The following is a 13,209-nucleotide window of genomic DNA, read 5'->3' as shown; positions in this document are numbered from 1 at the left end:
GGCGCCATCCGGCTCATCACCGGCCCCCGCCCTTGCACTGGGATACCAGGGTAATATGCTGCCGGACTTTCCTGTCTTGAAACTGAGGAAGTGATGATGCGTGCATGGGTTTTGTGCCTCTCCCTGGGTCTGCTGTCTGCCGGTGCGCAGGCCAGCGTGTTCAAGTCCGAGTGCAACCTCGACAAGGCGGTCAGGAACGAGGCGATGAACGCCACCCTGGGGGTCAAGGGCAACTGCGATGCCGACAAGCTGGTGCGCCAGCAGAAGGAGAAGGCCAATGCCGAGGTGAAGAAACACACCACGGACGTGCTGGACAAGAAGACGGCGGGACTGAAAGAGACTAGGCAGCACACCAATGCGGCCCTGAACAAGCAGAGTGCCGGCGTGAAGCAGGCGCAGGACAAGGTCAACCAGACCCGCAAGGATGTCAACGCCGTGGCCAGGGATCCGGTCAAGGCGGCCGCCACGGCCGTGCTCAATCAGGGGTGAGGGTCCGCGCACCGGACGTCTGAATGCAAGAAGGGGAGCCATGGGCTCCCCTTCTGTTTGGGCGTGTGTGCCGCCTTACTGGCCGTCGGCCGCTTCCTCGTACTGACGGAAGGGGATGCGGAACACGGCGAGGCGAAGGAAGAGGTAGGTGACCCCGATCCCCGCCCAGATGAGGCCAAGCTCCAGGGAGCTCTGCTCCAGGTTGATCCAGAGGGCGCCGATGGTGGCGGCCCCCAGCAGCGGCAGCACTAGGAACAGCAGGTGCTCCTTGAGGCTCTTGTTGCGCTTCTCGCGTACCCAGAACTGGCCGATCACCGAGAGGTTGACGAAGGTGAAGGCCACCAGGGCGCCGAAGTTCACCAGGGCCAGGGCCATGTCCAGATCGAAGGAGACCGCGGAGAGGGCCAGGGCCCCCACCAGCAGCACGTTGATGGCCGGGGTGCGCCAGGTGGGGTGGATATAGCCGAACACCCGCTCCGGGATCATGCGATCGCGACCCATCACGTAGAGGATGCGCGACACGCCGGCGTGGGCCGCCATGCCGGAGGCGAGCACGGCCGCGGTGGTGCACACCAGCACCACGCTCTGGAACAGAGTGCCACCCACGTAGAGGGCGATCTCCGGCAGCACGGCGTCCGGCTCCTTGAAGCGGGCCAGATCCGGGAAGAAGAGCTGCAGGCTGTAGGAGACGGTGACGAAGATGATGCCGCCGATGAGGGCCGTCAGCACGATGGCGCGGGGGATCACCTTGCCGGCATTCGGGGTCTCTTCGGAGAGAGAGCTCAGGCCGTCGAAGCCCAGGAACGAGAAGCAGAGGATGGTGGCGCCGGTGAACAGCGGCAGCATGCTGGCAGACTCCACATGGAACGGACGGCTGCTCATCAGGGTGCCGGCCCCTTCACCGTGACTCAGGCCCCAGGCGATGAGGCCGAGGAAGGTGACGATGATGGCGATCTGGATGAAGACGATGAAGCCGTTGAGGTTCGCCACCAGCTTGATGCCGCGCAGGTTCAGGAAGGTCATCACGGTCACCAGACCGAAGATGAAGATCCAGGGCTCCACGGTGGGGAACATGGCGGTCAGGTAGATCTTGGCCAGCAGGATGTTGATCATCGGCATGAACATGTAGTCCAGTAGGGAAGACCAGCCCACCATGAAGCCCACATAGGGGTGAAACACCTTCTGGGCATAGGTGTAGGCGGAGCCTGCGGACGGGAAGCGGCGCACCAGGTGGCCGTAGCTGAACGCGGTCAGCAGGATGCCGCCGAGCGCCAGCAGGTAGGCGGTGGCCACGCGACCATCCGTGATGTCACCGACGATGGCGAAGGTATCGAATACCGCCATGGGCGTGAGGTAAGCCAGACCCATCACCACGACCTGGAACAGGGTGAGGGTCTTGAGCAGCTTGGCACCGGCCATCACGCTTTCTCCTCTGCACAGGCCCCGTGGGCGAGATGGGACGGGATCAGGGACGCGGAAACGCGTCGCTGGACACAGGGGGCGCCCATCTGTGGCACAGATGCGTGGCGCACGCCGGCGGGGACCGGCAGGAAAGCAGTGAAATGCCCCATGTTTTTCCTCACAACGTCGGGAGATTGCTTGGCAATCTGGGTATCAATTCCGGCACATGGCCGGCCTCTTGGTGAATGGTGGTGTGCCCCAGAAAAGCAAAGAACCGATGTTGTTGAAACATCGGCTCTCAAGGGGCGCCGTATTGTGCCCTCAGGGGGGGGGAGGAGACAAGCGAAAAAGGCCGCCAGCGGGGAATTTGTTCCCCCCGTGAGCGATCACTTCGCCACCGCTGCCGGAAAGTCGATGACAACCTTGTCATCAGGCGGGGCCCTGCTTTGCCGCCATGTGAAACCGGCGCCCTGGGGGCGCCGGTTTCGCTCAGGAGGCGTCCTGCTCGGGGCGGCCGAGGCGGACCCGGAACACGGTGAGGCGCAGCAGCAGGTAGATGGCACCGAGGGCGGCCCAGATCAGCCCCAGCTCGAAGGAGGCGGGCTCCAGGTTGAGCCAGAGCACCCCGATGCAGGCGGCGCCGCACAGGGGCAGGGCGAGGAACAGCAGGTGATCCTTCAGGGTCTTGTTGTGACCCAGCCTGAGATAGAAGTGGGCAATCACCGCCAGGTTGACGAAGGTGAAGGCCACCAGGGCGCCGAAGTTGATGAGCGCCAGCGCCATCTCCAGATCGAAGGCCACCGCCGAGAGGGCCAGCATGCCCACCAGCAGCACGTTGAGAGCCGGGGTCTGCCAGGTGGGGTGGATGTAGCCGAAGACGCGGCTCGGCAGGGCGCGATCCCGGCCCATCACGTAGAGCAGGCGCGATACCCCGGCGTGGGAGGCGAGCCCCGAGGCGAGCACCGCCACCGTGGTGCAGACCAGCACCACCGCCTGGAACAGCTTGCCGCCCACATAGAGGGCGATCTCCGGCAGCACCGCATCCGGCTGCTGGAAGCGGGAAATGTCCGGGAAGAAGAGCTGCAGGAAGTAGGAGACGGAGATGAAGAGCACGCCGCCGATGAGGGCGGTGAGCACGATGGCCCGGGGGATCACCCGATCCGCGTTCGGGGTCTCCTCCGACAGGGTGGTGATGGCGTCAAACCCGAGGAACGACAGGCAGAGGATGGAGGCGCCGGTCAGCAGGGGATTGATGTGCATCTGCTCGGAGAAGAAGGGGCGGCTGCTCGCCACCGTGCCGAGCCCCTCGCCGTGGCTCACGCCCCAGGCGATGAGGCCGATGAAGACGGCGATGATGCTGAACTGCATGATGACGATCAGGCTGTTGAAGTTCGCCACCAGCTTGATGCCCCGCAGGTTCAGAAAGGTCATGACGGCGGCCAGGGCCAGGATGTAGGTCCAGGGGGCCACGCCGGGGAAGAGGGCCTCCATGTAGATCTTGGCCAGCAGCATGTTGATCATGGGCATGAACATGTAGTCGAGCAGGGAGACCCAGCCCACCATGAAGCCCACATAGGGGTGGAACACCTTCTGGGCATAGGTGTAGGCGGAGCCTGCCGAGGGGAACTTGCGCACCAGGTGGCCGTAGCTCATGGCGGTGAACAGCATGCCGATGAGGGCGAGCAGGTAGGCGGTCGGCACATGGCCTTCGGTGATCTCGGTGACGATGCCGAAGGTGTCGAACACCGCCATGGGGGTGAGATAGGCTAGCCCCATGATGACCACGTGCCAGAGTTTCAGGCTTTTTTTCAGACCGGCGGGGTGCGGGTGCATCAGGCGATCCCCCGCAGGCTGGCTGACGGGATCAGGTTGACGGTGAGGTCATCCTGCACGGTGGGGGCGCCAGTCCGGGATGCGGACGGATGGCGCAGACCGGCGCGGGCCGGCAGGAAAGCGATGATATGCCCCATGGAGTTCCTCACTAAGAAGCGGGTGTCGTGAGATGGCGTGCCACCTCGTTATCATTTCCGGTCTGTTCCGGCCTCGTTATGGATTTGTTTGGCGCAAAAAAAGAACCGGGCTCCGATGAGCGGACGGTCCTTGAATACGGCGGCGCATTGTGCATTCGTGATGCCCCCTTGACAAGCATATCAAGGGAGCAAAAACGCATTTTTTTGCACGTGGGCGAACGCGGTCTTCCGGATCAGGCCAGGGAGGCGGACAGGGCCTGCTCCAGCAGGTCCAGCCCCTCGTCGACGATGGCTGCCGGGGCGGTCAGGGGGGCGAGGAAACGGATCACGTTGCCACGCACGCCGCAGGCCAGCAGCACCAGCCCCCGCTTGCCCGCCTCGGCTACCAGCCGCTTGGTGAGATCCGGGTCCGGTCTTTCGGCATCTCCCTCCTTCACCAGCTCCATGGCCACCATGGCGCCGGGGCCGCGGATGTTGCCGATGCAGTCAAACCGTGTCGCCAGCTGGTGCAGGCGCGCCTTGATCTGCTCCCCCTGGGCCAGGGCTTTCTGGTTCAGGCGCTCCTCCTCGATCACCTCCAGCACTGCCAGGGCGGCGGCGCAGGCGATGGGGGAGCCCGCATAGGTGCCCCCCAGGCCACCGGGCTTGGCGGCGTTCATCACCTCGCTCTTGCCCACCACGGCAGAGAGCGGGAAGCCGCCGGCCAGGCTCTTGGCGAGGGTCATGATGTCGGGTTCGACACCGCTGTATTCGGTGGCGAAGGTCTTGCCGGTGCGACAGAAACCGGTCTGGATCTCGTCGCAGATGAGCAGGATGCCGTGCTGGTCGCACACCTGGCGCAGGCGCTGCATGAAGCTGGCGGAGGCGGGGTAGAAGCCCCCTTCCCCCTGCACCGGCTCGATGATGATGGCGGCCACCCGGGTGGGTTCGATGTCGGCGCTGAAGCAGAGATCCAGCGCGGCCAGGGCATCGTCTTCACTCACTCCCAGGTAATCGGCGGGGAAGGGGAGGTGATAGACCTCCCCCGGGAAGGGGCCGAAGCCGGTCTTGTAGGGCACCACCTTGCCGGTGAGGGCCATGCCCATCATGGTGCGGCCGTGGAAGCCCCCCTTGAAGGCGATGGTACCGCTGCGACCGGTGTGGGCGCGGGCGATCTTGATGGCGTTCTCCACCGCCTCGGCGCCGGTGGAGAGGAAGAGGGTGCGCTTGGGGGTGGGGCCGGGCACCAGGGCATTCAATTTTTCCGCCAGCTCGATATAGCCGGGGTAGGGGGTGACCTGGAAGCAGGTGTGGCTGAACTTCTCGAGCTGCTCGCGCACCGCCGCCACCACCTTGGGGTGGTTGTGGCCGGTGTTGAGCACGGCGATGCCGGAGGCAAAGTCGATGTAGCGGTTGCCCTCCACGTCCCACAGCTCGGCGTTGTGCGCCCGGTCGATGAAGACCGGCAGCAGGGTGCCGACCCCCTGAACCACGGCCGCTTCGCGGCGGGCCTGCCACTGCTGGTTGTTGCTTGAATGACTCATCTTTCCTCCCTGAGGGGCATGGGCCCCGCTATTCCTGTGCCATCTGGCCATATGTGTGCCGCCAACTGCCCTCGGGCAGGGCGGCCTGTTCGCAAAAGGGGGCCCCGGGTGTGCCCTCAGGGCCCACAAGGCGCTCGGTCGTGACCGGCGGCCCCCTCTTTCTATCTGTAAAAACGATGGGCTGCGTCATAACGCATCTGTTTTAACGATGCTATTGCCCCTTCACTCCCCTCAGCGAATGCCGCCAAAGCAGAGGTATTTGGTCTCCAGGTACTCCTCCAGCCCTTCGGCCGCCCCTTCCCGGCCCAGCCCCGACTCCTTGATCCCGCCAAAGGGGGCCAGTTCGGTGGAGATGATCCCCTCGTTGATCCCCACCATGCCGTATTCGAGCCCCTCGGCCACCCGCCACACCCGGGCGATGTCGCGGCCATAGAAGTAGGCGGCCAGGCCATAGGGGGTGTCGTTGGCAAGCGCAATGGCCTCGGCTTCCGTCTCGAAGCGCACCAGGGGGGCGACGGGCCCGAAGATCTCCTCGTCCAGAATGGGGTTGCCCCGGGTGACCCCGGTCAGGATGGTGGGGTGATAGAAGAGGGGACCGGCGGGGTGGGCGTCGCCTCCCACCAGCACCCGGGCACCTGCGGCGACCGATTGCTGCACCAGCTCGGCCACCTTGCTGGCGGCGGCCGGGTTGATGAGGGGCCCGATCTGGACGCCCTCGCCCATGCCGTCCCCCACCTTGAAGGCCTTGACCGCGGCGGCGAGCTTCTCGGCGAAGGCGTCATAGACGCTGGCCTGCACCAGGATGCGGTTGGCGCAGACACAGGTCTGGCCGGCGTTGCGGTATTTGGACGCCAGGGCCCCAGCCACGGCGGCGTCGAGGTCGGCGTCGTCAAAGACGATGAAGGGGGCGTTGCCGCCAAGCTCCAGGGAGAGGCGCTTCATGGTGTCGGCGCACTGGCGCATCAGCAGTTTGCCGATGCGGGTGGAGCCGGTGAAGGAGAGCTTGCGCACCACGGGGTTGCTGCACAGCTCGTTGCCCACCGCGCTCGCCTGATGGGAGGTGACGATGTTGATGACCCCGGCGGGAATGCCCGCCTGCTCCGCCAGTACCGCCAGCGCCAGGGCGCAGAGGGGCGTTTCGGCGGCGGGCTTGATGACGATGGTGCAACCGGCGGCCAGCGCCGGACCCGCCTTGCGGGTGATCATGGCGATGGGGAAGTTCCAGGGAGTGATGGCGGCCACGACCCCCACCGGCTGCTTGATGGTGGCCAGGCGCCGATCGGCGGAGAAGCCGGGGATGGTGCGGCCATAGGCACGCTTGCCCTCTTCCGCGAACCACTGGATGAAGCTGGCGCCGTAGGCCACCTCTCCTTTGGCTTCCGCCAGCGGCTTGCCCTGCTCGCAGGTCATGATGCGGGCGAGTTCCTCCTGGTTGGCCATGATGCGCTCGAACCAGGCGTAGAGTTTGCTGCTGCGCTCCTTGGCGGTGAGGGCCGCCCAGGCGGGTTGCGCCGCGTGGGCCGCCGCGATGGCGAGGCGGGTGTCCTCCCCGTCCATGTCGGGCACCTGGGTGATGACCTGGCCGGTGGCCGGGTTCAGGACCTCGAACCGGCGCCCGCCCAGGGACTCGCACCAGCGGCCGTCGACATAGGCCAGGGATTTGATCAGGGAGAGAGCAGGTTGTGATGCTGACATAAGTAAGGGGCCTCGATAGTGGGTCTGGGTGGCGCGTTTATGTGGGCACCGCCGTATAGAATAATAAGCACGTAACGACCATAAAATGAGCCGAAATGTTTTTCAAGTGTTAAATATATTTGAGTGAACTGGGCGTCACATGCTAGAAATGGGGCTGTGAGCGCGATTGTAGCGGTTTTCATTGCGCAGGGTGTGCAAAATAATGAACGCTCTGGGTTGTGCAGGATAGTGAACGGGGCTGACGTGTCTGACTCACTATATTGACCAGTTGGCCCCAGGTATTCGAATGACCATGGAAGGAGGTGGGCGATGGAGCAATCCCGTGGCGAGGTCCGATGGCGGACCATGACGGACAACCCCCTGGCGGAGCACGAGAGAAACATGGGGGAGCGGCTCGCCCGGATCCGCAGGGAGCTCGGGCTCTCCCAGCGCCGGGTGGCGGAGCTGAGCGGCCTGACCCACGGCGCCATCTGCATGATAGAGCAGAACAAGGTGAGCCCCTCGGTGGCCTCCCTGCAAAAGCTGCTGAGCGTCTACGAGCTGCCGTTGTCGCGCTTCTTCGCCGAAGAGGAGGTGGCGAGCACGCCCAGCGTGGTGATCAAGGCGGAGCAGCTCATCGAGCTTGGCAGCCAGGGGGTCTCCATGAAGCTGGTGCACAACGGCAACAATCGGCGCCAGCTCGGCTTCATGCTGGAGACCTATGCCCCCGGCACCGACACCGGCGGCGTGGTGAAGCATCAGGGGGAGGAGGTGGGCACCGTGCTGGAAGGGTCGGTGCTGCTGACCCTGGCCGGCCAGACCTATGAACTGTGCGCCGGGGACAGTTATGTCATCGACACCGGCGAGCCCCACAGTTTCAGCAATCCCTCGGGGCAGGTCTGCCGCATCGTCAGCGCCCACACCCCGGCCAGCTTTTAATGTGAACAACCCGTTGTGTTGGAAACGAACCGGTAAGGAAACAGGGATCATGACCGAACATGTAAAGAGTTACTACGCAGCCAGTGCCAACAAACACGCGCCCTACCCGACATTGACCGAACAGCTGGAGTGCGATGTCTGCGTCATCGGGGCGGGTTATACCGGCCTCTCCAGCGCCCTGCATCTGGTGGAGAAGGGGTACAAGGTGGTGGTGCTGGAGGCCGCGCGAGTCGGCTTTGGCGCCAGCGGCCGCAACGGCGGCCAGATCGTCAACTCCTACAGCCGCGACATCGACACCATCGAAGCGAACTGCCCGCCGGATCAGGCCAGGCTGCTCGGCTCCATGTTGTTTGAGGGGGGCCAGATCATCCGCGAGCGGATCAAACGCTACAACATCCAGTGCGATCTGCAGGAGGGCGGGGTGTTCGCCGCCGAGACCGAGAAGCAGCTTCACGAACTCAAGGCGCAGAAGGCGCGCTGGGAGAAGTGGGGCAACGACCAGCTGGAGCTGCTCGATGCCGACGGGGTGCGCGAGGTGGTCGCGAGCGATCGCTACGTCGGCGCCCTGCTGGACAAGAGCGGTGGCCATATCCATCCCCTCAACCTGGCGCTGGGGGAGGCGGAAGCCATCCGCATGCAGGGGGGGCTTATCTTCGAGCAGTCCGCCGTCACCAGCATTACTCCGGGTCAACCCGCCCTGGTCAAGACCGCCAAGGGGGCAGTGAAGGCGCGCTTCGTGGTGGTGGCCGGCAACGCCTATCTCGGCAACCTGGTGCCCGAGCTCGCCGGCAAGAGCATGCCCTGCGGCACCCAGGTGATCGCCACCGAGGTGCTGGGGGAGGAGCGGGCCCGCTCACTGCTGCCGCAAAACTACTGCCTGGAGGATTGCAACTACCTGCTCGACTACTACCGCACCTCCGGCGATCACCGGCTCATCTATGGCGGCGGCGTGGTCTACGGGGCGCGGGATCCGGCGGACATCGAGCGGCTGATCATCCCCAAGATGCGCAAGACTTTCCCGCAGCTGGCCGACGTCAAGGTGGAGTACACCTGGACCGGCAACTTCCTGCTCACCCTGTCGCGCCTGCCGCAGTTTGGCCGCATCGGTCACAACATCTACTACATGCAGGGCTACAGCGGCCACGGCGTCACCTGTACCCATCTGGCGGGCAAGCTGCTCTCCGAGGTGCTGAGCGGTCAGGCGGAGCGCTTCGATGCGTTCGCCAGGCTGCCGCACTACCCCTTCCCGGGTGGCCGCCTGCTGCGCATCCCCTTCACCGCCGCCGGCGCCGCCTGGTACACCCTGCGCGATCGCCTGGGGGTGTGATGTCACCGATGGCCCGCCAGGCTGGCTGGCGACAACAAGAAGAGGGAGGCGTTATGCCTCCCTCGTTTTTTGTCGTCAACCTGCCCGGGCCCTGACAGGGCTAGAAGCGGTAGGGGAAGCGGATCCCGATGGTGTAGTCCGGTGCATCCGTGGTGAGCCCGGCAGACCAGTTGACCGCCATGGAGAGGTTGTCGGTGATGGCCCAGGTCGACCCCATGCCAAAGCTGGCGGCGTTGGCATCGGAGCCGGTGACCTTCTCCATGGCAAAGCCTTCGGACCCCTGCTCGGACTCCATGGTGACGCGCTGGTTGATGTTGAAGGAGAGGCTGAAGCGTTCGTTGAGGGCGAATGCGACCCCCAGGCCATATTCATACCAGTCCCCCAGCTGGATGCTGCCGGGCTGGTTGCCGGGCTGGTAGGAGATATCGTCAAAGTCCTGCTTGAGGCTGTGACCATAGTTGAGGCTGGCAAACAGGATGGCGGGATCCATGGTCTTGACCAGGGAGAAGCCGGTGGAGAGCTGCCAGAGCCCGTTGCCGGTGGCGAGCTCCTTGGGGGTCACCAGGTTGCCCGATTCCGAGGTGTTGATCTCGATGCCGTAAGGATCCTTGCCGGTCGGCGCCTTGGCCCGGAAGTTCCACACCAGATCCGGCCAATCCTCGCTCTCGGCCATGACCCTGTAGTAGATGGCGAGGCTGAGATCCCCCAGACCGCCATCGCTGACGCTCTGCTCCTCGAAGTCGCGGCTGGAGTTCTCCTTGCCGGTGCTCTGGTAGTTGGTGTTGCGGAACATGTAGGGGAGGGCCAGCTCCAGTTGCCAGCGATCGTTGAGGGTGTAGCGGGTGATGACATCCGCCGTCCACTGATCGGAGCGAACCCGATCCAGGTTGATTTCGCCAAGGAAGATGGCGTCCAGGGCGAGGAAGCCGCGCAGGGCGAGATCCTTGCGGTTGTAGTGCTGGTAGGAGAGGCCCACATCGACGGTCAGGGCGCGGTCGAACACATTGTGCTGTTCGATCATCAGGTCTTCGGTACTGCGGCCGACCTCCGGCGTGCGCCGTGAGGCGTCCTGCTGGGTGGAGGCGACGGCGGCCCCGGCTCCGACCCCGACCCCGGCGGTTGCCGTCGTGGCACCGGCGGCCTTGACGGCCTCCAGGCGGGCCTGGAGCTGATGAAGGGCCTGGTTTTGCTGGATCAGTTGCTGGCGCAGGAGATCCAGCTGTTGTTGCAGGGCCTCCTCCTCGGCCGTGGCCCCCCAGCAGGCGAAGGGGGCGAGGGCAATCAGCAGCATGCGAGACTGTTTCATCGGGATACGTCCTTGTTGTTTATCATCCTTTCTGATGGTTCAGCCCCCGGGCTCACCGGTGCTCAGCGCGAAAACCAGATGCGGGTCTGATTGAGCGTCTGCAAACCGTCCCCTCTGACCTTGTTGAACTGCAGCAGCCCCCGGCTGAAGTCTGTACCGCGCAGGCTCTGCTCCAGCAGGACCCGGCCGTCGGAAGAGTGTAGTTGCAAGCCGGCATAATTCCCCGAGACCCGATAAGTGGCGGTGCCAAGATCGCCCTGGTGCTCGTAGCTGCCCGCCTGAACCAGGTGTCCCGTCATGGTGGGGGTGGTCAGTTCAATACCGGTCTGGTTGACCGAGCTGTTGCCACTCCCCTCCAGTTGAACGACCTGTACCAGCCCGGCCCCCTGCACCTGGGCCTCCTTGGCGGGCGTGGCCGCGGGCTTGACCTCATCCTTGACGCGCACATCCAGCTTGGGTTTGTTTTGCACAATGCTCAGCGCCAGGTTCATGGCCGCCGTCTGCTGGGCCTGGGCCGTGGTCAGTGACGAGATGAACTCGATGCCGAAGTAGCTGATGCCATGGCTGCTGACATAGCGGCCGCGCAGGTGGGCCAGCTCCCCGTCCGCCAGTTCGGGCGCAAAGTGGTCTGACAGATGGGCCAGCGGGTCCGGTGCTGCCAGCAGCGGAGAGGCGATGCCACCCAGGCTGCAGAGGAGGCATAGGGCGGGTCGGGTATTCATGATGACCTCACATTAGCTCTTTGTGCTGAAAACCGAATTCCAGCAGGGATGTTTCATTGACCGGGGCGAAGAGCCCATCCTTGCCTCTGACAGAGAGCGGGGGAGAGGGGTTGGCAAGGGGGGCATCGGGACGATAGCCCGCGCCGATGACGGCGAGGAGGATGCCGTTCCAGCTCTCCTTGAACTCCTTGAACGTGATCACCCGGTTGCCGAGGGCCGGGTCTGCCAGATAGACGCGATCATGGCGATCGATGGCCCGCAGCACGGCAAAGTGCTGATAGCCGCGAATGTTGAGCAGGACGATGGTGGGCACCCTCACCTGGCGCAGTTTTTCATCGCCCAGTCGATACCCTCTGACCCGCATGCCGAGCATTTGCAGGTACTGCTTCATGTCGAGCATGGAGAAGCCGTAGTGCTTGACCTGCTCCGGGTCTGCCATGGCAAGCATGCCATCCATGACCCAGCGTTCATTGGTTGCATGGCCGTAGGCGTAGCGCAAGATGGTGGCGACGGCGGCGGCCCCGCAACTGAAATCCGTATGTTGGCGCTCGATGTTGGCGTACCGGCGCTCCAGAATGCTCTGCACCGGTTTGTTGAGATCCCCCAGTGCCGGAAGATGCTCTCCCAGTGGCACCGAGCCCGCCCAGACGGCAGGACAGCACAGCAACAGCAACAGCCAGCGCATTCAGACCTCCAGTGTCAGGGAAAAAGGGGGCACTGGGCCCCCTCGCATCGACTTACTTGGCAAACCCTGCGGCCAGCGAGAGATTGTTCGCTTGCAGGTTGTTGGTCCCCGAGGAGACGTTCACCCCGATGTTGCCCACGGCACCGTTGAAGGCGCCGCCATCGATGGTTGCCCGGTTGAAGGTTTCGCGGCTGGTGTAGGTGTTGACCACGGGAATATACCCGACGGCGTACCCACTGAGCTTGATGTCACCCTCTTCCTTGAACTCGAACTTGCCATCATCTTTCGGGTTGTTGTTGCCGTACCTGTCGTTGTCATTGTCGTGGCCATGTCCTTTCTTGACATCATGACCGGTACCGCCCCCCTCGTAATCGCCCCAAGCCTTGAGACCGAGGAACACACCTGCCTTGTCAACCGTCTTGGTTGCGCTCAGGCTTTGGTTTTCGGTCATGTTCTTGGAGACGCTCTGGCTGTTGGCCACGGTGGCCACGGCCATGTTGCCGGTGGACACGGAGGCTGCCATGTTGTTGGCCTGGACGTTACCCGAGCCCGAGGTCACGTTGACCCCGATGTTGCCTGCGGCATCCTTGAAGGCCCCATCGCCCACACCGGCCTTGTTCTGATGGCCGTGATTGGTCGTCCAGTTGTTGCTGGCGCTCTGGGTGGAGAAGACCTCGGCATCCGACGATCCGCCAGGGGCGCCATGTTGTTGTTGACCACGGCCCATGATGAACTCGGCATCGACCTCGTCATAGGCTGCCAGGGAAGCGCTGTTGCCCTGTACGTTGGAGTCACCGGCTGCGACGTTGGCGCCGATGTTACCGGATGCACCCTTGAACGAGCCGTCGATCTTGCTCGTGTTCTCCGTTCTTGTATTGGCGGTGCCTATCATGGAACTGGACTGCTGGTTGTCCACGACGGCCATGCCGAGTTTGTTGACGTTGATGTAGCCGCCGACATTGACCCTGCCTTCGTATTCCACATCGACTTCTGCCTTGACCTTCTTGGTCAAGGTTGCCCCTGTCTCATCTCTGTCACCGCGGTAATCGGCGGATGCAGTGCCCGACATGGCCATGATGACCGCGGCGGCTAATGAGCTATAAATAAGTCCACGCATAATGAGTCTCTCCATTGAACTTTCAGCGGAAGATATGCCCATCGGCTGATACCCCC

The 13,209-nt window shown here is 63.8% G+C and carries 12 protein-coding genes; 3 read left to right on the top strand and 9 right to left on the bottom strand.

Annotation, left to right across the window (positions count from 1 at the left end):
- Nucleotides 1-96 precede the first annotated feature (96 nt).
- On the top strand, nt 97-489 hold the full coding sequence (locus AB5Y50_RS09960; protein WP_043155836.1) for a hypothetical protein: 393 nt from the start codon (nt 97-99) through the stop codon (nt 487-489).
- A 75-nt stretch (nt 490-564) separates the two neighbouring features.
- On the opposite strand, the gene AB5Y50_RS09955 is transcribed toward AB5Y50_RS09960, so the two are convergent.
- The 5 genes from AB5Y50_RS09955 to AB5Y50_RS09935 all read right to left on the bottom strand — a co-directional run bounded on the left by AB5Y50_RS09955 (nt 565) and on the right by AB5Y50_RS09935 (nt 7,078).
- Nucleotides 565-1,908 carry an APC family permease gene (locus AB5Y50_RS09955; RefSeq protein WP_039039328.1) on the bottom strand — a complete coding sequence of 448 codons (1,344 nt, stop codon included), beginning with the start codon at nt 1,906-1,908 and terminating at the stop codon, nt 565-567.
- 471 nt (nt 1,909-2,379) lie between these two features.
- Nucleotides 2,380-3,723, bottom strand: coding sequence for an APC family permease (locus AB5Y50_RS09950; RefSeq protein WP_041214747.1), 1,344 nt, complete (start codon nt 3,721-3,723; stop codon nt 2,380-2,382).
- A complete protein-coding gene (locus tag AB5Y50_RS09945) occupies nt 3,723-3,860 on the bottom strand; it encodes a hypothetical protein (protein WP_223930655.1) in 138 nt (45 codons plus the stop codon). The genes AB5Y50_RS09950 and AB5Y50_RS09945 overlap by 1 nt, the downstream gene beginning before the upstream one ends.
- Before the next feature lie 233 nt (nt 3,861-4,093).
- On the bottom strand, nt 4,094-5,383 hold the full coding sequence (gabT, locus tag AB5Y50_RS09940) for a 4-aminobutyrate--2-oxoglutarate transaminase (protein WP_041214748.1): 1,290 nt from the start codon (nt 5,381-5,383) through the stop codon (nt 4,094-4,096).
- Nucleotides 5,384-5,614: 231 nt separating this feature from the next.
- Entirely contained in the window at nt 5,615-7,078 is a 1,464-nt protein-coding gene (locus tag AB5Y50_RS09935; protein WP_010673552.1) for an NAD-dependent succinate-semialdehyde dehydrogenase, read from the bottom strand.
- A 309-nt stretch (nt 7,079-7,387) separates the two neighbouring features.
- Between AB5Y50_RS09935 and puuR the strand changes: the two genes are divergently transcribed.
- Both puuR and AB5Y50_RS09925 read left to right on the top strand, forming a co-directional pair.
- Nucleotides 7,388-7,996, top strand: a complete 609-nt coding sequence (gene puuR, locus AB5Y50_RS09930; RefSeq protein ID WP_029314011.1) for an HTH-type transcriptional regulator PuuR — start codon at nt 7,388-7,390, stop codon at nt 7,994-7,996.
- 49 nt (nt 7,997-8,045) lie between these two features.
- Nucleotides 8,046-9,323, top strand: a complete 1,278-nt coding sequence (locus tag AB5Y50_RS09925) for an FAD-binding oxidoreductase (RefSeq protein WP_043155821.1) — start codon at nt 8,046-8,048, stop codon at nt 9,321-9,323.
- A gap of 100 nt (nt 9,324-9,423) precedes the next feature.
- Here the strand turns inward: AB5Y50_RS09925 and AB5Y50_RS09920 are convergent, their stop codons facing one another.
- The 4 genes from AB5Y50_RS09920 to AB5Y50_RS09905 form a co-directional block, all read right to left on the bottom strand.
- Nucleotides 9,424-10,629: a transporter gene (locus AB5Y50_RS09920; protein ID WP_043155822.1), complete on the bottom strand. Its 1,206-nt coding sequence runs from the start codon at nt 10,627-10,629 to the stop codon at nt 9,424-9,426.
- A 62-nt stretch (nt 10,630-10,691) separates the two neighbouring features.
- A complete protein-coding gene (locus tag AB5Y50_RS09915; protein ID WP_010673556.1) occupies nt 10,692-11,351 on the bottom strand; it encodes a hypothetical protein in 660 nt (219 codons plus the stop codon).
- A 7-nt stretch (nt 11,352-11,358) separates the two neighbouring features.
- A complete protein-coding gene (locus tag AB5Y50_RS09910) occupies nt 11,359-12,036 on the bottom strand; it encodes a C39 family peptidase (protein ID WP_039039335.1) in 678 nt (225 codons plus the stop codon).
- Nucleotides 12,037-12,088: 52 nt separating this feature from the next.
- Complete coding sequence (locus tag AB5Y50_RS09905; RefSeq protein ID WP_010673558.1) at nt 12,089-13,048, bottom strand: hypothetical protein; 960 nt, start codon at nt 13,046-13,048, stop codon at nt 12,089-12,091.
- Nucleotides 13,049-13,209 lie beyond the last annotated feature (161 nt).

The sequence above is a fragment of the Aeromonas sp. s6 genome (genome assembly GCF_040907815.1).
Classification (GTDB): domain Bacteria; phylum Pseudomonadota; class Gammaproteobacteria; order Enterobacterales; family Aeromonadaceae; genus Aeromonas; species Aeromonas caviae.
The sequence above is the reverse complement of the archived record's forward strand: the minus strand, read 5'-3'. Positions and strand labels throughout refer to the sequence as shown.